The sequence below is a fragment of the Serratia sp. NGAS9 genome (assembly GCF_009905295.1).
Taxonomy (GTDB): Bacteria; Pseudomonadota; Gammaproteobacteria; order Enterobacterales; family Enterobacteriaceae; genus Serratia; species Serratia bockelmannii.
This window is the reverse complement of record NZ_CP047605.1, coordinates 4856461-4877913: the sequence shown is the minus strand read 5'-3', so window position 1 is coordinate 4877913 and position 21453 is coordinate 4856461. Positions and strand designations below refer to the sequence as shown.

Below are 21453 nucleotides of genomic sequence, written 5' to 3'. Positions count from 1 at the left end.
CTTACTCGTCCCGGGCGTTATTCAGCGCCAGCGAGACCGCCAGCGTCTGCGCCAGGCACATCGAAGCCACCTGCGAGCGGAACCCGTCCACCTGCGCTTCGCGCACCACGAAACAGACGTCGCTGAAGGCGGCCAGCGGGCTGACCTGGCTGTCGGTGATGGCGATCTGCTGCGCGCCGCGCTTGGCGCCCAATTCCACCAGTTCCACCGCCTCGCGGGCGTATGGCGAATAGCTGATGGCGATCACCACGTCCTTCGGTTTCACCATGCTCAGCTGTTCGGTGAACATTCCGCCCAGGCCGTCGATCAGAAACGCGCGGCGCTCCAGATGGCGCAGCGCATAGGTGAGGTAGGAAGCGACGCTGAACGAGCGGCGCAGGCCGATCACGTAGATGTTTTCAGCGTTGTTGAGCAGCTCGACGGCGCGATCCAGCTGCTCGGGAGCGATCTGCATCGCCAGCTGCTGCAGCGCCTGCGCGTTGACCATGGTGAATACGTTGAGAATCTCCGCCGGCTTCTCTGGCGCGACGTTGTCGTCGGTGGAGGTTTGGCGGAACAGGCGCGCGCGCTCGGTATAGTTCACCGTCTCTTCCATCAGATGCTGACGGAACACCTGCTTCATTTCGTTGAAGCCGCTGAAACCGAAGGCGTTGGCGAAACGGATCAGGGTGGAAGGCGGCACGCTGGCCTGTGCGGCGATGGAGGCAACGGTATCGAAAGCGATGCTGTTACTGTTATCCAAAATATAGCGCGCCACCTGTTTCAAACGCTTGCTCAGCGTTTCATAACGGTGGCGGATCTCGTCCTGTAACAGCGAAAGTTGAGTTGGGTTGTTCATCCATTCGGCTCGCAGTGGGGTGAAGGCGCATTGGCCTGACGCCTGAAATATTGACAGGGTATTTTAACAGACGGAGCGGAAATTTCATTTCCTCAAAAAGCGATTTATTCGATCGCACATTGCGCGACTTCACAGAAAATGGGCAAAAAAATCCCCTTAAAGCGGCGAAATGGCCTTAAGGGGACGTGAACCTGCTCTCGCTGTCAGTGCGTGCCGCCCGCCTGTGGACGGTACTGGCGCCAGAAACCGATCAGCGTCAGGTATTTTTGTTTCACCTGCTCGATCAGGGCCGCGTCGTCGATTTCCCCCTGCAGCCAGCGGCGCGAAGGTTGGCCGAAAATAGTGCGGCCGACGGCGAAACCTTTCACCCAGCGCGCATCTGCGGCGGCGGCAAAGCCCGCCTTCAGCACCGCCTCTGGGGAATCGAGCCCCAGGATCAGCACGCCGCGGCAGTCGGGATCGTAGGCGTCGATCAGCGCGCCGACCTGCTGCCAGTTTTCCGCGCTCAGCGGCGGCAGTTTCCACCAGTCCGGCTGAATGCCCAACCGGTAGAAGTGTTCAATCATCTCCAGGTAATAGCGCTCGTCCTTGTCGGCGTTGCCGTCCGGCAGGATCACTTCCAGCAGCAGCTCATGGCCGGATTTGCAGCAGCCGCGGTAGACGTCGGCGATCAGCTCATCCTGTTCGCGGCGCAGTTCTGCCGCGTCGTGCGGATGATAAAACACCAGGCACTTCACCACGTGCTCCTGCGGCCAGTCGATCAATTGCGAACCGATGTTGCCGTGCTCCAGGCGCAGCGGGCGCGAGCTGGGCAGCTCCACCGGCCGGCCAATCCACCATCCCTGACCGGTGATTTCGTTCAGCGCCGCCTGCCCGTAGGTGGTGTCGGCCAGAATGCCGCTGTTGCCGTTGAGGCCGGCCTGCGCGGCAGCCTGTTGCGCCGCCGTTAACAGCAGGGTTTTCAGGCGCGGAATGCGTTCCTCGCTGACGCCGGCTTCGCGCGCCATGTCCGCCAGCTGCTTGCGGTGATCGAAGGCGAATACGCACAATTCCGGCCACTGTTGCTTGCGGGTGGTGACCCGGTGCAGGTGATTCAGGCGTGCGTCGCGGTCCGGGCGCGTGACCTGTTGTTCACGCTGCAGATAGTCATCCAGCTCCCGTTTGGTCGGCATGGCCGGGGCGCAGCCGTGACGCGAGACCACCAATGCGCCGCAGGCGTTGGCGTAGCGGCAGGCCTGATCCCAGCCCTCATCGTTCAGGTAGCCGCGCAGCAGGCCGGACATAAAGGCGTCGCCGGCTCCCAGCACGTTCAGCACCTCCACTCGCACACCAGCGTGCAGCTTCACCTGTTCCCAGTCGTCGGCGATGTCATCTTCGAACACCGAACAGCCCTGCGCGCCGCGCTTGCACACCAGCGTGGCCGCCGTGGCCCGGCGCACGTTTTTCAGCGCCGTCAGCGTGTCGGTGCTGCCGCCGGCGATATGAAATTCCTCTTCGGTGCCGACGATCAGATCGAAATGGTGCAGCACCTCTTGTAGCTCGCGCGTTACCTGATCCGATTCCACAAAGCGGGTTTCGCCGTCGCCCAGCGACGTCAACCCCCACAGCACCGGGCGGTAATCGATGTCCAGCGCGGTGCGCAGGCCGTGGCGGCGCGCGTATTCCAGCGCCTTCAACACCGCGGCGCGGGTGTTCGGGTGCGACAGGTGCGTGCCGGTGATGGCCAGCGCGCGCGCGGAAGCAATGTAGGCCTCGTCGATGTCGTCGGGCGTCAGCGCCATGTCCGCGCAGTTTTCGCGGTAGAAGATCAGCGGGAAGGTTTCCTGATCCTTGATGCCGAGAATCACCAGGCCGGTTAACCGACGTTTGTCGGTGATCAGGCAGCGAGTATCGGCCCCGACGCGCTGCAGCTCTTCGCGCAGAAAGCGGCCCATGTGTTCATCGCCGACGCGCGCCAGCATGCCGGATTTTAACCCCTGAATGGCGGTGCCGTAGGCCACGTTGCCGGAAGATCCGCCGAGGTACTTGGCGAATGTGCCGGCGTCTTCCAGCCGCGCGCCGATCTGCTGAGCATAGAAATCGACGGCGATGCGCCCGAGACAAATGACATCAAGCTGTTTTTCTTGTGTAGCCATACCCGTTTCCTTCTGTTTAAGCAAAACTCCGGCGGCGGCCCGAGCGTGGCGCCCTGCAGGAAGCATGGGGATAGTATGGGGAATGAAAATTTCAATTTCAATATAGAATGAAATTTACACCCCGAAAATGTGATGCGTTTAAAACATCGACAGGAGAACGGGAAAAGCCGATGAAGCGGCCATAAGACGGCGACCGGGCGCGCGCAGAAAAGGGGATTAGATCAGGATAAAAGGCTGTCAGCCCGTGTGGTAACGGTTGTTATCGGCCGGTGCGCGGCGCGAAGCCAGTAAAGGCTGAATCACGAGATGAAACGGGCTTTTCATGTAATATGCGATCTTTATCGCAAAATGAAATGTTTCTTCTGTAATGTGATTTTATGAAAAATATATTTGTTTATAATCGCTTCACGTTTCAGGTTGTCGACTTCGTGAGCAGCGGGCATCGCCTGCTCAAGATAATAGCTGCCGCCGCGTAATACAAACACGGGATTGTCGGCTCGGCGCGAGCCCTTTCCGGGGCGGCCCTCAATCTAAAGGGTGAGTAAATGGGCAAGATCAGGCTAACCATGGCGCAGGCGCTCGTCAGATTTCTCGATAACCAGTATCTGCTGGCCGACGGGGTGGAAACCAAATTCGTCGCGGGCATTTTCGCGATTTTCGGCCACGGCAACGTGCTGGGGCTGGGGCAAGCGCTGGAACAGGATAGCGGCGATCTGCGGGTGCATCAGGGCCGCAACGAGCAGGGGATGGCCCATGCGGCGATCGGCTTCGCCAAACAAAAACTGCGCCGGCAGATCTACGCCTGCACTTCATCGGTCGGCCCCGGCGCCGCCAATATGATCACCGCCGCGGCCACCGCCACCGCCAACCGCATTCCTTTATTGCTGCTGCCGGGCGACGTTTACGCTTCCCGCCAGCCCGACCCGGTGCTGCAGCAAATCGAACAGTCTTACGATCTCAGCATCAGCACCAACGACGCGTTCCGCGCGGTGAGCAAATACTGGGACCGCATCGTGCGACCGGAACAGCTGATGAGCGCCTGCATCAATGCGATGCGCGTGTTGACCGATCCGGCGGAAACCGGCGCGGTGACGCTGTGTCTGCCGCAGGACGTGCAGGGGGAAGCCTACGACTACCCCGACTATTTCTTCCAAAAACGCGTGCACCGGCTCGATCGCCGTCCGGCGACCGACGGCATGTTGGCGGACGCGTTGGCGCTGCTGACGGCCAAACGCAAACCGCTGCTGGTGTGCGGCGGCGGCGTGAAATACTCGCAGGCCGGGCGGGCGCTGCGCGAATTCGCCGAGCGCTTCGGCATTCCGTTCGCCGAGACCCAGGCCGGCAAAGGCGCGGTGCCGAGTGACCATGAGTTCAACCTCGGCGGCATCGGCGAAACCGGCTGCCTGGCGGCCAACACGCTGGCCCGTCAGGCCGATCTGGTGATTGGCGTCGGCACCCGTTACACCGATTTCACCACCTCGTCTAAATGGCTGTTTCAACACCCGGACGTCAGCTTCCTCAATATCAACGTCAGCGCCTTCGACGCCGGCAAGCTCGACGGCGTGCAGGTGCTGGCGGACGCCCGCGAGGCCCTGAGCGAACTGGGCGCGCTGCTGACGCAAACCGAGTACCGCGCCGGCTGGGGCGACGCCATCGCCGCGGCGCGCGCTGCCCAGCATGAAGAGACCGAGCGGGTTTACGCGGTGGAATACAGCGGCGCAGGCTTTGTGCCAGAGATCGACGATCACCTCGATCGCGAGCGGGTGTTCGCCGAATTTATCGCTCAGACCGACTCGGCGATGACGCAAAGCCGGGTGCTGGGGGTACTGAACCGCGAGCTCCCGCCGGACAGCGTGATCGTGGCCGCCGCCGGCAGCCTGCCGGGCGATCTGCAGCGGGTGTGGCATAACCGCGGCGAGCACGGTTATCACGTGGAATACGGCTACTCCTGCATGGGGTACGAGGTGAACGCCGCATTGGGGGTCAAGCTGGCCGAGCCGCAGCGTGAGGTGTACGCGATGGTGGGCGATGGCGCCTTCATGATGCTGCATTCCGAACTGGTCACCTCGATTCAGGAAGGTTGCAAGATCAACGTGGTGCTGTTCGACAACATGACCAACGGCTGCATCAACAACCTGCAGATGGAACACGGCATGGACAGCTACACCACCGAATTCCGCTTCCGCAATCCAGAGGGCGGCAAGCTCGACGGCAAACTGGTGCCGGTCGATTTCGCCATGCTGGCGGCGGCTTACGGCTGTAAAACCTATCGCGTCACCACCGAGCAGCAGCTGCTCGATGCGCTGGCCGACGCCCGCAGGCAGACCGTGTCCACGCTGCTGGACATCAAGGTGCTGCCGAAGACCATGGTGCACAAGTATCTCAGCTGGTGGCGCGTGGGCGGCGCTCAGGTGGCCGACAGCGAGAAAATCGTCGCAGTGGCGCGCAAGCTGCAGGAAAACATCGATAAGGCGCGCGATTACTGATTCGTTTTCGAACACAACACACTTTCCAGAGGGTAGCGAAAATGACATTGAACATTGGGGTTATCGGCACCGGCGCCATCGGCCGCGATCATATCCGTCGCTGCAGCAAAGTTTTGCAGGGCGCCCGCGTCGTGGCGGTGAACGACATCAATCGCGACAACGCCGCCAAGGTGGTGAGCGATCTGCAGCTGGATGCGCGGGTGTATGACAACGGCCACGATCTGATCAAGGCCGCCGACGTGCAGGCGGTGCTGGTCACCTCCTGGGGGCCAAGCCACGAAGAATTCGTGCTGGCGGCCATCGCCGCCGGCAAACCGGTGTTCTGCGAGAAGCCGCTGGCGGTGACCGCGCAGGGCTGCAAGAACATCGTCGATGCCGAAGCGAAGCACGGCAGGCGGCTGGTGCAGGTCGGCTTTATGCGCCCCTATGACCAGGGCTATCGCGCGCTGAAACAGGTGCTGACCAGCGGCCAGATCGGCGAACCGCTGATGTTGCACTGCGCGCACCGCAACCCGACGGTTGGCGAGGCTTACACCACCGATATGGCGATCACCGACACCCTGATCCACGAAATCGACGTGTTGCGCTGGCTGCTCGACGACGACTATGTGTCGGTGCAGGTGGTGTTCCCACGCAAGAGCCCGAAGGCGTTCCCGCATCTGAAAGATCCGCAGATTGTGTTGTTCGAAACCGCCAAAGGCACGCGCATCGACGTCGAAATTTTCGTCAACTGCCAGTACGGCTACGACATTCAGTGTGAAGTGGTGGGGGAAACCGGCATTGCCAAACTGCCGGAGCCGTCCTCGGTGCAGATGCGCAGCGGCGCCCGCCTGTCGACCGAAATCCTGACCGACTGGAAGGATCGCTTTATCGACGCCTATGACGTCGAGCTGCAGGGGTTCATCAACGACGTGGCTGCGGGCCAGTTGACCGGGCCTTCCGCCTGGGACGGCTACGCCGCCGCGGTGACCGCCGACGCCTGTGTGGCGGCCCAGCTCAGCGGTGAGATCGTACCGGTGACCCTGCCGGCGCGCCCGGCGTTTTACAACAAGCCATCGGCTTGAACCCCGTACCCATGATTGCAGAGGAGTGACCATGAAGATCGCTTTTGATGTCGACGTTATCCGGGATTTGGGCGTGACCAAAATGGTTCAGCAGGTGGCGGACTGGGGCTATAAATACATCGAGCAGTCGCCGCACCCGCAGATCAACCCGTTTTACAAGCATCCGAAGGCCAGCCGCGAAATCATGGCGGAGTATAAAAACGCCCTGAAAGCGACCGGCGTGGAGATCTCCTCATTTATCGTGGTGTATCGCTGGTCCGGGCCGGGCGAAGATCGCCGCCAGGCGGCAGTCAAAAACTGGCGACGGATGATCGAGATCGCGGTGGAAATGGGCGTGCAGGTGATCAACACCGAACTGGCCGGCAACCCCAACGAGCCGGAGATCTGCGAGGAGCTGTGGTATCGCTCGATGGAGGAGCTGCTGCCGATCATCGAGCGTGAAGGTATCCGTATGGAGATCCAGTCGCACCCGTGGGACTTCTGCGAGCTGAGTAACGAAACCGCCGATCTGGTGAAATCGCTGCGCAGCGACCACGTCAAATACCTCTACAGCGTGCCGCACACCTTCTACTACGACAAGGGGCAAGGCGATGTGGCCGGCATGTTGCAGTACGCCGGGGACGATCTTTCCCACGTGCTGATTGCCGACACCATGAATCACACCAAGCATTGCCGTTATATCGTCAATCCGCCGGGCGTTGACGCCGCGGTGCATCAGCACGTCGGCATCGGCGAAGGTGAGGTGAATTTCGACGCCCTGTTCCAGACGCTGCGCGACATGGAATTTGCCAACCGCAGCTTCAAGGCCGGCGGCGAATCGATCATCTGCACCTCGCTGTTCGGCTATCCGGAAAAGATGCCGAGCCAGGCGGTGGCGACCAGAGAGCGCATCGAAAGAGAGCTGTTGGGCAAATAATCCTATTTGGCTCGCCGGCGTCATTTGCACCGGCGGCCCTCCAAGGACCGAGGCAGACCATGAATAAAGACAACGTGAAATTGGCCATCGCGCCAATCGGCTGGACCAACGACGACATGCCCGATCTGGGCAAGGAAAACACCTTCCAGCAGTGTGTCAGCGAAATGGCGCTGGCCGGTTTCACCGGCAGCGAAGTGGGCAGCAAATACCCGCGCGATCCGGCGGTGCTGAAACCGATGCTGGATATTCGCGGCATCCAGATCTGCAACGCCTGGTTCAGCACCTTTTTCGCCGACGGCCAAAAAGACAAAACCATCGATGAATTTATCAACCACATGAATTTCCTGCATGCTATGGGCGCCAGGGTGATTGGCTGCTCCGAGCAGAGCAAGAGCATTCAGGGCACCACCAAAGGCGTGTTCGAAGAGAAGCCGTATTTCAGCGATGAAGAGTGGCAGCGCGTGGCCGACGGTTACAACGAGCTGGCGAAGATCGCCGCCGGCAAAGGCATGCAGGTGTGTCTGCACCACCACATGGGCACCGGCATTCAGACCACCGCCGAAATCGATCGCTACATGAGCATGGTCAACGACGACGTCTACCTGCTGTTCGATACCGGCCACGCCTACTATTCGGAAGGCAGCCAGCAGGCGATGATGGCGATCCTGGAGAAGTATCTGCCGCGCATCAACCACGTCCATCTGAAGGACGTGCGCGATGAGGTGGTGGCGGAAGTGAAGGCCAACAAGCTGAGCTTCCTCGACGGCGTGAAGAAGGGCACCTTCACCGTGCCGGGTGATGGCGTGATCGACTTCAGGCCGGTGTTCAAGCTGCTGGACGAGCGCGGTTACAAGGGATGGATGGTGGTGGAGGCCGAGCAGGATCCGGCGCTGGCCAACCCGTTCGAGTATGCGGTGAAAGCGCGCCGCTATATTCGGGAAACCGCCGGTATTTAAGCGGTAAGGGGCAATAAAACTCGAGGGGCGCCGCCAGCGCCCCTTTTTGATGGCGGCGCGTTAGCCGCCGAGCGTTCGCCAGGTGGCAACCTGGCTGCCTGGCCACGGCGTGGCGGCGTATACGCCACGGGCGATCGCCCGGGCCAGGGCATCCGCCGCCAGCGCGCCGATCTGCAGCACCGCCAGTTCGCGGCTGCCCTGTACCTCGCGCTGCCCGGTGGACAGGGCGAACACCACGTCGCCGTCAAACGGGCTGTGCAGCGGGCGAATCGCGCGCGCCATGCCGTCTTGCGCCATGATGGCCACCCGTTTCAACTCCACTCGCGTCAGCGCCAGATCGGTGGCGATGCAGGCCAGGGTGGTGTTCTTTCTGCCGCCCTGCGGCTCTTGCACCATCCCGTCTTCACCCTGCGCATGCAGTTGCGCCAGCGCCGCCGTTGCCAAATTCACCGTTAATTTCATAAGGCGTCGCCCAGAAGGCGCGGGTGCCGGGTGCGACCACCGCACCCAAACTGTTGACCGCCACCAGCGCGCCGACGGTAGCGCCGTTGGTGGCCACGATCGACGCCGAACCGAGGCCGCCTTTCAGCTTGCCCATGCCGGTCATGGCGCCGTAGCCGGCCCCGACGGTGCCCAGCGGAAAGTCCAGGCCGGCCTTGCCGACCGCCTCGATGCCCAACTGGCGATACGGCGGCGTGAGCTGCCAGTTTTTGTCGCCGCCGTTGGCCAGATCGTACAGGCAGGCGGTGGGCACGATAGGGGAGACCGGCACGCCGGGTGCTGGGCGCAGCGCGTAGCCTTTACCCTGTTGCCCCAGCCAGGCTGCGACGCCATCCGCCGCCGCCAGACCGTAAACCGAACCGCCGCTGAACGTCAGCGCATCGATGGTCTGTACCAAATTGTCCTCACCGAGCGCGTCGGTTTCCCGGGTGGCGGGGCCGCCGCCGCGCACGTCCACGGCGGCAATCGCCGGGCTGTCCGGCAGGATCACCGTCGCGCCGGTGCGCACCCGGCTGTCCTGAGCCACGCCGACCTTCAGGCCGGGCACATCGGTAATCAGGTTGCGGGAGCCTGGGCGCCCGGCGGCGGAAGTTGGCATAGCGGCACCTAATGGGGTGAGAGGAGAGAATATGCCGACGGCGGCGGTCAGGCCGGCCAGCGCGTGTAAAAAGGTTCGGCGGTTGATATGCAGGGGCCGGCACAGCGGCCCCTGCGGGTGGGGAATATTACGCATCGCCGTGCGGCTGCCCGGAACGCAAACGCGCCATATGGTAGGCGTTGACCAGCACGCCATCGCGCATGGCATAGCCGCGGCTGGTGCCCTCTATCTCGAAGCCGAACTTGCGGTATAGCGCGATGGCGGCCGGGTTGTCGGTGAACACCGTCAGTTCGATGCGCTCGATGGCGGCCCAGTTGTCGCACAGGTCGATCATCGCCCGCATCAGGCGGCTGCCGACGCCTTTGCCGTGGTAGCGCGGATCGACGCCGATGCCGAAGGTGGCGACGTGGCGGCGGCGAACGCGCTGATTCAGCATCACAACCAACTGGCCGGCAAGCTGCCCGTCGATGATGGCCGCCAGGTTATGCGTGCCCGGTTCGGGATTGGCGAGTCGCTTCTGCCAGGACTCGACGGACGGTAGCGGGAGCTGCAGCGTATCGCGGTAGACGGGCGTCTGCGAATAAAGATGATGCAGGGCTTGCGCATCCGTTGTTTCCACGTGGCGTATCACGATCTCGCTCATGTCGCTGCTCCTTTTGCTTACCGGTTGAATAACCTCTGAATTTATCCGTTTACTGCCTTGAGTCAATATTATTTCAACGGGTCAAAAAAAACGCTTTACAGGTGCGAATGATAATGATTATTATTGCGATGCGTTCCGGGGAGGGCATCAACCCTTGATACTCTCACTGCGAAGGCACGACATTGCTCACATTGCTTCCAGTGTTTACTTAGCCAGCTCGGGTGCTGGCTTTTTTTTTGCCCTTTTTCAGCCGTTTCCGCCTTCAACAAATCCGCTGCCCATCCGCTGTTTCATTCCATCGAAATTTTTGAACAGAGGCATGAGTTTTTTACGCTTTCTTATTCTGCTGGCAGGACTAGACTGTAAAAAAACATTGAGGAGAGTTGAATATGATTTATGTACGTAAAGCGGAAGACCGCGGCCACGCCAATCATGGCTGGCTGGATAGCTGGCACACCTTCTCATTTGCCGATTACTACGATCCGAACTTTATGGGATTCTCGGCGCTGCGGGTGATCAACGAAGATGTGATCGATGCAGGGCAGGGTTTCGGTACTCACCCGCATAAAGACATGGAAATCCTGACCTACGTGCTGAGCGGCACGGTGGAACATCAGGACAGCATGGGCAACAAGGAGCAGATCCAGGCCGGTGAATTCCAGATCATGAGTGCGGGCACCGGGGTGCGTCACTCCGAGTACAACGCCAATCAGGATCGTCCGTTGCACCTGTACCAGATTTGGATCATCCCGGATCAGGTCGGGCTTGAGCCACGCTATGAGCAGCGCATGTTCGACGCGCCGCAGGGCCGTCAGCTGGTGCTGTCGCCGGATGCGCGTGACGGCTCGCTGAAGGTGTTCCAGGATATGACGCTGTCGCGTTGGGCGCTGAATAAAGGCGAGCAGGGGGAATGCCCGATCGCCGCCGGCCGTCGCGTTTGGATCCAGGTGGTGCGCGGCAAGGTCTCGGTCAACGGCCAGACCGCCGGCATCAGCGACGCGTTCGCGGTGTGGGATGAATCGGCACTGACGATCCAGGCCGACGAAGAGAGCGAAATCCTGCTGTTCGATCTGCCGCCGGTGTGATTAAGCGGTAAATATCAAGGGCTCACGGTGTGAGCCCTTGAGGTGAGTGACTCGCCTGCCGACGTTGCCTGACTTAACGCCGGCAAAACATATAAAAACAAGGAAAATCAATTTATTGATTTTCGGCTGATCGTCACAAAGGGGGAGAAACCACGCTTTTTCCCCTTTGTCTGCGTATGAAGGGCTCACGATGTGAGCCCTTTTTGCGTTGGCCGTCGCATAACCGACAATATCGGCCCGCCGTTTTTTTTGCTAAAATGACTGCCCATTCATGGTTAGTCAGTTCATTGATAATGAAGAAAAAACGGCCGGTACTCCAGGATGTGGCGGACAAGGTGGGCGTGACCAAGATGACGGTGAGCCGTTATCTGCGCAATCCCGACCAGGTTTCCGTCGCCCTGCAGCAAAAAATCGCCGTCGCGCTGGATGAGCTGGGCTACATCCCCAACCGCGCGCCGGACATCCTCTCCAACGCCACCAGCCGGGCGATTGGCGTGCTGTTGCCGTCGTTGACCAACCAGGTGTTCGCCGAAGTGCTGCGCGGCATCGAAAGCGTGACCGACGCGCACAACTACCAGACCATGCTGGCGCACTATGGCTACCTGCCGGAGCGTGAAGAAGAACGTCTGACCTCGCTGCTGTCTTACAATATCGACGGCCTGATCCTGTCTGAGCGCCATCACACGCCGCGCACCCTGAAAATGATCGAGGTGGCGGGCATTCCGGTGGTGGAGCTGATGGACTGCGTCTCGCCGTGTATCGATCTGGCGGTGGGCTTCAACAACTTCGAGGCGGCGCGCCAGATGACCCAGCAGATCATCGCGCACGGCCACCGTCACGTGGTCTATTTCGGCGCCCGTCAGGATGAACGTACCATCATCAAGCAGCAGGGGTATGAGCAGGCGATGCGTGAATCCGGCCTGGAGCCGTACAGCATCATGACCGCGCGATCTTCCTCCTATTCCGCCGGCGGTGAACTGCTGCGCGTGGCGCAGCGCGACTATCCGCAGATCGACAGTATCTTCTGCACCAACGATGACCTGGCGATCGGCGCGGCCTTCGAGTGCCAGCGGCAGGGGCTGTCGATCCCGCAGGACATGGCGATCGCCGGCTTCCACGGCCATGACATCGGCCAGGTGATGGTGCCGAAGCTGGCCAGCGTGCTGACGCCGCGTGAACGCATGGGGCAGATCGGCGCCGAGCGCTTGCTGGCCCGGCTGCGCGGTGAAACGGTGTGCCCACGCATGGTGGACGTCGGTTTCACCGTGATCCCCGGTGGCAGTATCTGAGCCATTTTAACGTTCTGTTTTAACACCCTTTCTTTTTGCAGCGCGCTCTGAGGCGCGCTGGTTATCCCGCCTGTAAGCCCGCCGCTCGTTGCCGACATAAGTTTGATCTCTGTCCCAGAACGCGAATTTTAGCCGCTTACCCGGTTCCGGCGCTCATGTTGTTACCGGTATCATGATACCGGTAACAACGAGTGTGCGGTCATCTTGCTGCAAGACTGAACCTCTGACTCAACAACACCTACAGCTCTTCTTAAACACCGGGAAAGAGCCTAAAAATAAAACAACCGCACGCTTTACGCCTATCGTAAAGAGAGTCGCGATAAAAGGTTGGAGAAAAACTATGCCATTAGTGATTGTTGCAGGCGGCGTAGCGCTGCTGCTGCTGCTGATGATCCGCTTCAAGCTGAACGGCTTTATCTCTCTGGTTCTGGTTGCCCTGGCGGTCGGGATTGCACAGGGTATGCCGGTCGATAAGGTCATCGGCTCCATCAAGGCCGGCGTGGGCGGTACGCTGGGCAGCCTGGCGCTGATCATGGGCTTCGGCGCCATGCTCGGCAAGCTGCTGGCGGACTGCGGCGGCGCACAGCGCATCGCCACCACGCTGATCGACAAGTTCGGCAGAAAACACATTCAATGGGCGGTGGTGCTGACCGGCTTCACCGTCGGCTTCGCGCTGTTCTACGAAGTGGGCTTCGTGCTGTTGCTGCCGCTGGTGTTCACCATCGCCGCCTCCGCACGCATTCCGCTGCTGTATGTCGGCGTGCCGATGGCCGCCGCGCTGTCGGTGACTCACGGCTTCCTGCCACCGCATCCAGGCCCGACCGCCATCGCCACCATCTTCCATGCTGACATGGGTAAAACCCTGTTGTACGGCACGCTGCTGGCGATCCCGACGGTGATCCTGGCCGGCCCGGTCTATGCCCGCTTCCTGAAAGGCATCGACAAGCCGGTGCCGGAAGGCCTGTACAACCCGAAAACCTTTACCGACGCGGAGATGCCGAGCTTTGGCGTCAGCGTTGCCACGTCGCTGGTGCCGGTGATCCTGATGGCGCTGCGCGCGGTGGCTGAAATGGTGCTGCCGAAGGGCCACAGCCTGCTGCGCTTCGCCGAGTTCTTCGGCGACCCGGTGATGGCGACCCTGATCGCCGTGCTGATCGCCATCTTCACCTTCGGCCTGAACCGTGGCCGCACCATGGATGAAGTGATGGGCACCATCACCGACTCGATTAAAATCATCGCGATGATGCTGTTGATCATCGGCGGTGGCGGCGCCTTTAAACAGGTGCTGGTGGACAGCGGTGTCGAGCAGTACATCGCCGGCCTGATGGAAGGCAGCAACGTTTCGCCGATTCTGATGGCTTGGTCAATCGCCGCCGCGCTGCGTCTGGCGCTGGGTTCCGCCACCGTGGCGGCAATCACCGCCGGCGGCATCGTCGCGCCGCTGATCGCCACCACCGGCGTCAGCCCTGAGCTGATGGTGATTGCGGTCGGCTCCGGCAGCGTCATCTTCTCGCACGTCAACGATCCGGGCTTCTGGCTGTTCAAGGAGTATTTCAACCTGAGCATCATGGAAACCATCAAATCCTGGTCGGTGCTGGAAACCATCATCTCGGTGTGCGGCCTGGTGGGCTGTCTGCTCCTGGCGACGGTCGTATAATCTTTATCCGGCGCCCTGCGGGGCGTCGGCGTTCCAGAGTATCTTTATCAGTTGGGACGCATTTGGCGCGCTTGCGCCAGTTCCCATAGGGGCATGACACAATGAGCAATCCGCAGAATCACGTATTTATCCTGATGGGCGTATCCGGCAGCGGCAAATCCGCCGTAGCCAGCATTGTCGCCCACGAGGCCGAGGCCGCCATGCTGGACGGCGATTATCTGCATCCGCGCGCCAACATCAACAAAATGGCTGCCGGGCACGCGCTGGACGACAACGATCGCGCCCCGTGGCTGGCGGCCTTGAACGACGCCATCTTCGCCATGCAACGCACCAATCCCGTGTCGCTGCTGGTCTGCTCGGCGCTGAAAAAAAGCTATCGTGACCGCCTGCGCGAAGGGAATAGCAACCTGCATTTCCTCTACCTGAAAGGCGACAAGGCGGTGATCGAGGAGCGCCTGAAGCAGCGCAAAGGTCACTTCTTCAAACCGCAGATGCTGGTTTCGCAGTTCGCCACGTTGGAAGAGCCGGGCGAGCAGGAGCCGGATGTGCAAGCGATTGACATCAACCAGCCGCTGGACGGCGTGGTCGCCGATACGCTCGCCTATATTCGCCGCGTTACCGCCCGCTGAGCGCGGGCCGTTGTCGGCGCCGCCAGGCGCCTACAGCTTCATGTAAGCCCGCACGCCGTCCAGGAACATCTGGGTCGACAGCATCACCAGAATCAGCCCCATCAACCGCTCCAGCGCGCTGACGCCTTTGCTGCCCAGCAGGCGCAGGAACAGGTTCGACATCAGCAAAATGGCCGCAGAGAGACCCCAGGCGATCAACAGCGCTGCCACCAGATGGGGCAGCTGATGCGGATACTGGTGCGACAGCAGCATCAGCGCCGCCAGAATCGATGGCCCGGCCACCAGCGGGATCGCCAGCGGCACCAGGAACGGCTCCTCGCCGGCGGACAGCCCGGAGCTGTTCCCCTCCTGCGTGGGGAAAATCATCTTGATGGCGATCAGAAACAGGATGATGCCGCCGGAAATGGAGACGGTTTCGGTACGCAGGTTGAGGAACGCCAGAATTTTCTCGCCGGCGAACAGGAAGATCAGCATCAGCAGTAGGGCGATCAGCAGCTCGCGGATCAGCACCACCCGGCGGCGGCGCGGCTCCAGATGCTTGAGCACCGACATGAAAATCGGCAGGTTGCCCAGCGGATCCATAATTAAAAACAGCAATACCGTAGCGGAAATCATCTCTGTCATGGTGACCTCGTGATCGGGAAAACGCCTCGGCCTTTTCGGCCGCGTCCTTGCCTATACCTATGGATTTCAAATTGCAGCTAGGCCCCAGCGATCGCATCCCCAGGAGCTTACTCAAGTAAGTGACTGGGGATGCGATCGTGCAGGTAACAACGCTGCAGTTTGAAAGACGACGGGTATATAAGAAGGATTGCTGAGAAATCCTCAGCCATCGAATAAATTCACTTTGCGCCCGCGCCGACATTTTGTAAGGTGAGGAGATATTGCACACAACTCGTTATCACCTACATAAGCCCTTATCCGGGCGGGATACAGATATTATGAAAAACGTTGGTTTCATCGGTTGGCGCGGAATGGTCGGCTCGGTTCTCATGCAACGCATGACGGAAGAGCGCGATTTCGACGCCATTCGCCCGGTCTTTTTCTCCACCTCGCAGCACGGTTCTGCCGCGCCGGCCTTCGGCGGCCAGCAAGGCACGCTGCAGGATGCGTATGACATCGACGCACTGAGCGCGCTCGATATCATTATTACCTGTCAGGGCGGCGATTATACCAACGAAGTCTATCCTAAGCTGCGCGCCAGCGGTTGGCAGGGTTACTGGATCGACGCGGCCTCGTCGCTGCGCATGCAGGACGACGCCATTATCATCCTGGATCCGGTCAACCACGCGGTGATCCAGCAGGGCCTGGACAAAGGCATCAAAACCTTCGTCGGCGGCAACTGCACCGTCAGCCTGATGCTGATGTCCCTCGGCGGCCTGTTCGCCAACGATCTGGTGGAGTGGGCGTCGGTCGCCACCTACCAGGCGGCCTCCGGCGGCGGCGCGCGCCACATGCGCGAACTGTTGACCCAAATGGGTATGCTGCACGCCGACGTGGCGAAAGAGCTACAGGACCCGGCTTCCGCCATTCTGGATATCGAGCGCAAGGTGACCGAAGCCACCCGCAGCGGCAAACTGCCGACCGATAACTTCGGCGTGCCGCTGGCCGGCAGCCTGATCCCATGGATCGACAAGCAGCTCGACAACGGCCAGAGCCGCGAAGAGTGGAAAGGCCAGGCGGAAACCAACAAGATTCTGAACACCGGCAGCGTGATCCCGGTCGATGGCCTGTGCGTGCGCGTGGGCGCGCTGCGCTGCCACAGCCAGGCGTTCACCCTGAAGCTGAAAAAAGACGTGTCGCTGCCGGAAATCGAGCAGATGCTGGCGACGCACAACGACTGGGTGCGCGTGATCCCGAACGACCGCGAGCTGACCATGCGCGAACTGACGCCGGCGGCGGTGACCGGCACGCTGAATACGCCGGTCGGCCGTCTGCGCAAGCTGAACATGGGGCCAGAGTACCTGTCGGCGTTCACCGTGGGCGACCAGCTGCTGTGGGGCGCGGCCGAGCCGCTGCGCCGCATGCTGCGCATCCTGTTGTAAACCCGCACTTCCTGGGGGCTGGCTGATTTCAGCCCCCTAAAGCCTTATTTTCCGCCTTTTTGTTCGCCGCGCACCGCGTCGGACAACGTCACCGCAAGCCTCGTTTCACTGGGCTCCACCCCGCATATCGCCTCGTCGGCCGCCGCATTCAGACGCCGCCGGGCTGGCAGTTTTCTTAATGAAGAATTTTCCTGAGCAATGCTGAGCAGTTTTTAACAGACATTGGCTATGCTTAACGCATGGGTGAACACTTTTTCACCATGACTGAAATATTTCAAAAAATAAGCATAAAGAGCGAAATTCAGGTCGGCAGAGTAAAGATTGGTCAATAACCGACCGCAATCACGCTTTAGAGTCCGAATGCATTGCATGATGACCAAAACGGCCAAGGAATAACCAACAAGCCGTGCTTAGATCATGCTGTTAATCTAAGGAAGAAGACTATGCCTGTACTTCCCGATCGTGACGTGATTGATCAGATCATCTCCGGCCATTACGCCGACCCTTTTGCTCTGCTTGGCATGCATGCGACCGATAACGGTCTGCAGGTGCGCGCGCTGCTGCCGGACGCCGGCGCAGTCTGGCTGGTAGAACAGCAAACCGGCCGGCGGCTGGTGCAGCTGAACTGCGACGATCCGCGCGGTTTCTTCAGCGCCGTGGTGCCGCGGCGAAAAAATCCTTTCCGCTATCAGCTGCAGGTCAGCTGGCGCGATCACCAACAGACTGTCGACGATCCCTACCGGTTTGGCCCGCTGCTGCAGGATATCGACAGTTGGCTATTGGCCGAGGGCACGCATTTGCGTCCCTATGAACGGCTGGGCGCCCACCTCGTTACGCTGGATGGCATCGACGGCGTCAGTTTTGCGGTCTGGGCGCCCAACGCCCAGCGCGTCTCGGTGGTGGGGGAGTTCAACTTCTGGGACGGCCGCCGCCATCCGATGCGTCTGCGGCGTGAGAACGGCATTTGGGAGCTGTTCCTGCCCGGCGTGCGGGCCGGCCAGCTGTACAAATATGAAATCGTCGATTGCTACGGCAATACCCAGCTGAAAGCCGATCCTTACGCCTTTGAGGCGCAGATGCGCCCGGATACCGCCTCGCTGGTGGCGCCGCTGCCGGAGGGGGTGCCGTCGACGCCGGCGCGCCGCCGCGCCAACGATTTTGACCAGCCGATCGCCATTTACGAGGTGCATCTCGGCTCATGGCGCCGCCACACCGATAACCACTTTTGGCTCAGCTACGGTGAACTGGCGGTGCAGCTGATCGACTATGTGAAGGACATGGGATTCACCCATATCGAGCTGTTGCCGATCAACGAGCACCCGTTCGACGGCAGCTGGGGCTATCAGCCGCTGGGGCTGTATGCGCCGACCCGTCGCTTCGGCACGCCGGCCGATTTCAGGGCGTTCGTGGCGGCGGCGCATGAGGCGGGCATCAACGTGATCCTTGACTGGGTGCCGGGGCACTTCCCGAGCGACGCCTACGGCCTGGCGAATTTCGACGGCACCGCGCTGTACGAATACGCCGATCCGCGTGAGGGCTACCACCAGGACTGGAATACGCTGATCTACAACTACGGCCGTCACGAGGTGCGCAACTACCTGGCGGGCAACGCGCTGTATTGGCTGGAGCGTTTCGGTATCGATGCGCTGCGAGTCGATGCGGTGGCGTCGATGATTTATCGCGACTACAGCCGCGCCGACGGCGAGTGGGTGCCGAATTACTACGGTGGCAACGAGAACCTGGAGGCCATCGCCTTCCTGCGTTATACCAACCAAACCATTGGCCAGGCGCAGCCGGGCGCGGTGACGCTGGCGGAGGAGTCCACCGACTATCCCGGCGTCACTCTGCCGCCGGACGCCAACGGCCTGGGGTTCCACTACAAATGGAACCTCGGCTGGATGCACGACACGCTCAATTATATGAAGTGCGATCCGGTGCACCGCAAATATCACCACAACCAGATGACCTTCGGCATGCTGTATGCCTATACCGAGAACTTCGTGTTACCTATCTCGCACGATGAAGTGGTGCACGGCAAAAAATCGGTCCTCGACCGCATGCCGGGCGACGCCTGGCAAAAGTTCGCCAACCTGCGCGCCTATTACGGGTTTATGTGGGCGCATCCGGGCAAAAAGCTGCTGTTTATGGGCTGCGAATTCGCGCAGGGGCGCGAGTGGAATTTCGATACCAGCCTCGACTGGCATTTATTGGAAGGGTTGGATAACTGGCATAACGGCGTGCAGCGGCTGGTGCGCGATCTGAACCACTGCTACCGGCAGCAGGCGCCGCTGTACGAGCGCGACTACCGGCCGGACGGCTTCGAGTGGCTGGTGGTCGACGATCACGATAACTCGGTGTTCGCCTTCGCGCGCTACGATTCGCAGGGCAATGAGCTGATCGCCATCAGCAACTTTACCCCGGTGCCGCGCTACCGCTACCGCATCGGCCTCTCGCGCGCCGGTGACTACCGCGAGATCCTCAATACCGATTCGCACCACTATCACGGCAGCAACGCTGGCAATCAGGGGCGGGTCTCTTCCGAAGCGGTCGGCAGCCACGGCCGCGACTTCTCCATCTGCGTAACGCTGCCGCCGCTGGCGACCATTTATCTGCTGCGGGAGGCGCCATGACGGAGCTGACGGCCGGCCTCGCCGCGCCGCTGGGCGCGCATTACGACGGCGAAGGCATCAACTTTACCCTGTACTCGGCGCACGCCGAGCGGGTGGAGCTGTGCCTGTTCGACGGCCAGCAGCGCGAAGTACGCCTGCCGCTGCCGGCGCGCAGCGGCGATATCTGGCATGGCTATTTGCCGGGCGGCAGGCCGGGGCAACGTTACGGTTACCGGGTCTACGGCCCGTTTGACCCGGCGAACGGACAGCGTTTCAACCCCAACAAACTGGCGCTCGATCCAGCCGCGCGCGCGGTGGAAGGGCCGGTGGGGGACCACCCGCACCTGCACGGCGGTTACGAGCAGCCGGACCCGCACGACAGCGCAGAGCTAATGCCGAAATGTGTGGTGGTGGACGAACGGTATGACTGGCAGGACGATCGCCCGCCTGCCACGCCCTGGGGCCAGACGGTGATTTATGAAGCGCACGTGCGCGGCCTGACGCTGCTGCACCCGAAGATCCCGCCGGCGCTGCGCGGCAGCTTCGCCGCATTGGGGCACCCGGCGATGATCGCCCACTTCAAACGCCTCGGCATCACCGCGCTGGAACTGCTGCCGGTGCAGCAACATACCTCCGAACCGCGCCTGCAGCGGTTGGGGCTGATCAACTATTGGGGCTATAACGTGCTGGCGCCCTATGCGCCGGACAACCGCTACGCCAGCCTGAGCACCGATGCCACGCCGCTGAACGAATTCCGCGATGCGGTCAAGGCGCTGCACCAAGCCGGCATCGAGGTGATCCTGGACGTGGTGTTTAACCACAGCGCCGAGCTGGATAGGGACGGGCCGATGCTGTCGCTGAGCGGCATCGATAACCTGAGCTACTACTGGCTGACGCCCGAAGGGGACTATGTCAACGACACCGGCTGCGGCAACACGCTGCGGTTGGATCAGCCGCAAGGCGTGGCCTGGGTGATGGATTGCCTGCGTTTTTGGGTACGGGAGTGCCACGTCGACGGCTTCCGTTTCGATCTGGGCAGCGTGCTCGGCCGCACGCCGGAGTTCGATCGCGATGCCCCGCTGTTCCAGGCGATGCTGGCGGACGATGTGCTGTCGCGCTGCAAGCTGATCGCTGAACCCTGGGACGTTGGCCCCGGTGGCTATCAGGTGGGGGCGTTTCCCGGCCGCTTCGCCGAATGGAACGACCATTACCGCGATGACATGCGCCGTTTCTGGCTGCAGAGCGGCGTGTCGCTCGGCCAGTTCGCCCGGCGTTTTGCCGCTTCCAGCGATCTGTATAACCAGCGCGGGCGAGCGCCTTACGCCACCGTCAATATGCTGACCGCCCATGATGGTTTTACCCTGCAAGACGTGGTCAGCTTCAATGAGAAACACAATCAGCCCAACGGCGAGGGCAACCGCGACGGCAGCGATCGCAATTTCAGCAACAACCACGGCGTCGAAGGCCTGGTGGCCGACGACGCCATTGTGCAACGCCGCAGGGCCAGCCAGCGGGCGATGCTCGCTACGCTGTTGCTGTCCCAGGGAACGCCGATGCTGCTGGCCGGCGATGAACAGGGACACAGCCAGCAGGGGAACAACAATGCCTATTGTCAGGACAACGCCACCACCTGGCTCGATTGGGCCACGGCGGACGATGCGCTAACCGATTACGTCGCGGCACTGATCGCGCTGCGCCGCCAGATCCCCGCGCTGCAGCAGGACCGCTGGTGGCAGCAGGATGACGGCAGCGTGCAGTGGCTGAACGCGCAAGGGCAGGCGCTCGACGCGCAGCAGTGGGAGCAGGGCGAGCCGCTCATGCAGATCCTGCTGTCGCAGCGCTGGCTGCTGCTGATCAACGCCACGCCGCAAACGACGGAGATGAGGTTGCCGGAAGGCGATTGGCAGGTTGTCGCCCCGTTCACTCAGGAAGACTCACGGGCGGTATTGCCCGCCTGGCACCAGGCCGCGCGCTCGCTTTGCGTACTGGTACGGAAATAATA

The 21453-nt window shown here is 61.2% G+C and carries 15 protein-coding genes and 1 pseudogene; 11 read left to right on the top strand and 5 right to left on the bottom strand.

The window, feature by feature from the left end:
* Position 1: 1 nt before the first annotated feature.
* Positions 2-838, bottom strand: a complete 837-nt coding sequence (locus GUC32_RS23150; RefSeq protein ID WP_004930856.1) for a MurR/RpiR family transcriptional regulator — start codon at positions 836-838, stop codon at positions 2-4.
* A gap of 203 nt (positions 839-1041) precedes the next feature.
* Positions 1042-2973, bottom strand: a complete 1932-nt coding sequence (iolC, locus tag GUC32_RS23145) for a 5-dehydro-2-deoxygluconokinase (RefSeq protein WP_025304577.1) — start codon at positions 2971-2973, stop codon at positions 1042-1044.
* Between the two features lie 545 nt (positions 2974-3518).
* Here iolC and iolD point away from each other — a divergent pair.
* Genes iolD through iolE form a run of 4 tightly spaced genes read left to right on the top strand, consistent with a single transcriptional unit; the run spans position 3519 to position 8395 of the window.
* Positions 3519-5459 carry a 3D-(3,5/4)-trihydroxycyclohexane-1,2-dione acylhydrolase (decyclizing) gene (iolD, locus tag GUC32_RS23140; RefSeq protein ID WP_025304576.1) on the top strand — a complete coding sequence of 647 codons (1941 nt, stop codon included), beginning with the start codon at positions 3519-3521 and terminating at the stop codon, positions 5457-5459.
* A 41-nt stretch (positions 5460-5500) separates the two neighbouring features.
* Positions 5501-6523, top strand: a complete 1023-nt coding sequence (locus GUC32_RS23135; RefSeq protein ID WP_043138991.1) for a Gfo/Idh/MocA family protein — start codon at positions 5501-5503, stop codon at positions 6521-6523.
* Positions 6524-6554: 31 nt separating this feature from the next.
* A complete protein-coding gene (locus tag GUC32_RS23130; RefSeq protein WP_049205585.1) occupies positions 6555-7439 on the top strand; it encodes a sugar phosphate isomerase/epimerase family protein in 885 nt (294 codons plus the stop codon).
* A 59-nt stretch (positions 7440-7498) separates the two neighbouring features.
* The gene (gene iolE / locus GUC32_RS23125; protein WP_019455194.1) at positions 7499-8395 is read left to right on the top strand and encodes a myo-inosose-2 dehydratase; all 897 of its coding nucleotides are present in this window, start codon (positions 7499-7501) and stop codon (positions 8393-8395) included.
* 60 nt (positions 8396-8455) lie between these two features.
* Here the strand turns inward: iolE and GUC32_RS23120 are convergent.
* Together GUC32_RS23120 and GUC32_RS23115 are read right to left on the bottom strand one after the other, a co-directional pair.
* Positions 8456-9629, bottom strand: a pseudogene (locus GUC32_RS23120) (P1 family peptidase).
* The gene (locus tag GUC32_RS23115) at positions 9622-10137 is read right to left on the bottom strand and encodes a GNAT family N-acetyltransferase (RefSeq protein WP_151429175.1); all 516 of its coding nucleotides are present in this window, start codon (positions 10135-10137) and stop codon (positions 9622-9624) included. The pseudogene GUC32_RS23120 and the gene GUC32_RS23115 overlap by 8 nt, the downstream one beginning before the upstream one ends.
* A 389-nt stretch (positions 10138-10526) precedes the next feature.
* Here GUC32_RS23115 and GUC32_RS23110 point away from each other — a divergent pair, with 389 nt between their 5' ends.
* The 4 genes from GUC32_RS23110 to gntK all read left to right on the top strand — a co-directional run bounded on the left by GUC32_RS23110 (position 10527) and on the right by gntK (position 14797).
* The gene (locus GUC32_RS23110; protein WP_004930835.1) at positions 10527-11222 is read left to right on the top strand and encodes a pirin family protein; all 696 of its coding nucleotides are present in this window, start codon (positions 10527-10529) and stop codon (positions 11220-11222) included.
* Between the two features lie 293 nt (positions 11223-11515).
* Positions 11516-12511 carry a gluconate operon transcriptional repressor GntR gene (gntR, locus tag GUC32_RS23105; protein ID WP_025304569.1) on the top strand — a complete coding sequence of 332 codons (996 nt, stop codon included), beginning with the start codon at positions 11516-11518 and terminating at the stop codon, positions 12509-12511.
* Between the two features lie 340 nt (positions 12512-12851).
* On the top strand, positions 12852-14168 hold the full coding sequence (gene gntT, locus GUC32_RS23100) for a gluconate transporter (protein ID WP_016930400.1): 1317 nt from the start codon (positions 12852-12854) through the stop codon (positions 14166-14168).
* Between the two features lie 101 nt (positions 14169-14269).
* On the top strand, positions 14270-14797 hold the full coding sequence (gntK, locus tag GUC32_RS23095; RefSeq protein ID WP_213928355.1) for a gluconokinase: 528 nt from the start codon (positions 14270-14272) through the stop codon (positions 14795-14797).
* 30 nt (positions 14798-14827) lie between these two features.
* Here the strand turns inward: gntK and GUC32_RS23090 are convergent, their stop codons facing one another.
* A complete protein-coding gene (locus GUC32_RS23090; protein ID WP_004930825.1) occupies positions 14828-15421 on the bottom strand; it encodes a YhgN family NAAT transporter in 594 nt (197 codons plus the stop codon).
* Positions 15422-15738: 317 nt separating this feature from the next.
* Between GUC32_RS23090 and asd the strand changes: the two genes are divergently transcribed.
* The 3 genes from asd to glgX all read left to right on the top strand — a co-directional run bounded on the left by asd (position 15739) and on the right by glgX (position 21451).
* Positions 15739-16842 (top strand): aspartate-semialdehyde dehydrogenase, encoded by a 1104-nt coding sequence (asd, locus tag GUC32_RS23085; protein WP_016930397.1) that lies wholly within the window; start codon positions 15739-15741, stop codon positions 16840-16842.
* A gap of 443 nt (positions 16843-17285) precedes the next feature.
* Complete coding sequence (gene glgB, locus GUC32_RS23080) at positions 17286-19472, top strand: 1,4-alpha-glucan branching enzyme (RefSeq protein ID WP_025304568.1); 2187 nt, start codon at positions 17286-17288, stop codon at positions 19470-19472.
* On the top strand, positions 19469-21451 hold the full coding sequence (gene glgX, locus GUC32_RS23075; RefSeq protein WP_060435146.1) for a glycogen debranching protein GlgX: 1983 nt from the start codon (positions 19469-19471) through the stop codon (positions 21449-21451). Before glgB ends, glgX begins: the two co-directional genes overlap by 4 nt.
* The last annotated feature ends 2 nt before the right edge of the window (positions 21452-21453 follow it).

What these genes read in the sequence shown, in the direction of transcription:
- GUC32_RS23150 (WP_004930856.1), bottom strand. Translation starts at nt 838, where the DNA reads ATGAACAACCCAACTCAACTTTCGCTGTTACAGGACGAGATCCGCCAC.
- iolC (WP_025304577.1), bottom strand. Translation starts at nt 2,973, where the DNA reads ATGGCTACACAAGAAAAACAGCTTGATGTCATTTGTCTCGGGCGCATC.
- iolD (WP_025304576.1), top strand. Translation starts at nt 3,519, where the DNA reads ATGGGCAAGATCAGGCTAACCATGGCGCAGGCGCTCGTCAGATTTCTC.
- GUC32_RS23135 (WP_043138991.1), top strand. Translation starts at nt 5,501, where the DNA reads ATGACATTGAACATTGGGGTTATCGGCACCGGCGCCATCGGCCGCGAT.
- GUC32_RS23130 (WP_049205585.1), top strand. Translation starts at nt 6,555, where the DNA reads ATGAAGATCGCTTTTGATGTCGACGTTATCCGGGATTTGGGCGTGACC.
- iolE (WP_019455194.1), top strand. Translation starts at nt 7,499, where the DNA reads ATGAATAAAGACAACGTGAAATTGGCCATCGCGCCAATCGGCTGGACC.
- GUC32_RS23115 (WP_151429175.1), bottom strand. Translation starts at nt 10,137, where the DNA reads ATGAGCGAGATCGTGATACGCCACGTGGAAACAACGGATGCGCAAGCC.
- GUC32_RS23110 (WP_004930835.1), top strand. Translation starts at nt 10,527, where the DNA reads ATGATTTATGTACGTAAAGCGGAAGACCGCGGCCACGCCAATCATGGC.
- gntR (WP_025304569.1), top strand. Translation starts at nt 11,516, where the DNA reads ATGAAGAAAAAACGGCCGGTACTCCAGGATGTGGCGGACAAGGTGGGC.
- gntT (WP_016930400.1), top strand. Translation starts at nt 12,852, where the DNA reads ATGCCATTAGTGATTGTTGCAGGCGGCGTAGCGCTGCTGCTGCTGCTG.
- gntK (WP_213928355.1), top strand. Translation starts at nt 14,270, where the DNA reads ATGAGCAATCCGCAGAATCACGTATTTATCCTGATGGGCGTATCCGGC.
- GUC32_RS23090 (WP_004930825.1), bottom strand. Translation starts at nt 15,421, where the DNA reads ATGACAGAGATGATTTCCGCTACGGTATTGCTGTTTTTAATTATGGAT.
- asd (WP_016930397.1), top strand. Translation starts at nt 15,739, where the DNA reads ATGAAAAACGTTGGTTTCATCGGTTGGCGCGGAATGGTCGGCTCGGTT.
- glgB (WP_025304568.1), top strand. Translation starts at nt 17,286, where the DNA reads ATGCCTGTACTTCCCGATCGTGACGTGATTGATCAGATCATCTCCGGC.
- glgX (WP_060435146.1), top strand. Translation starts at nt 19,469, where the DNA reads ATGACGGAGCTGACGGCCGGCCTCGCCGCGCCGCTGGGCGCGCATTAC.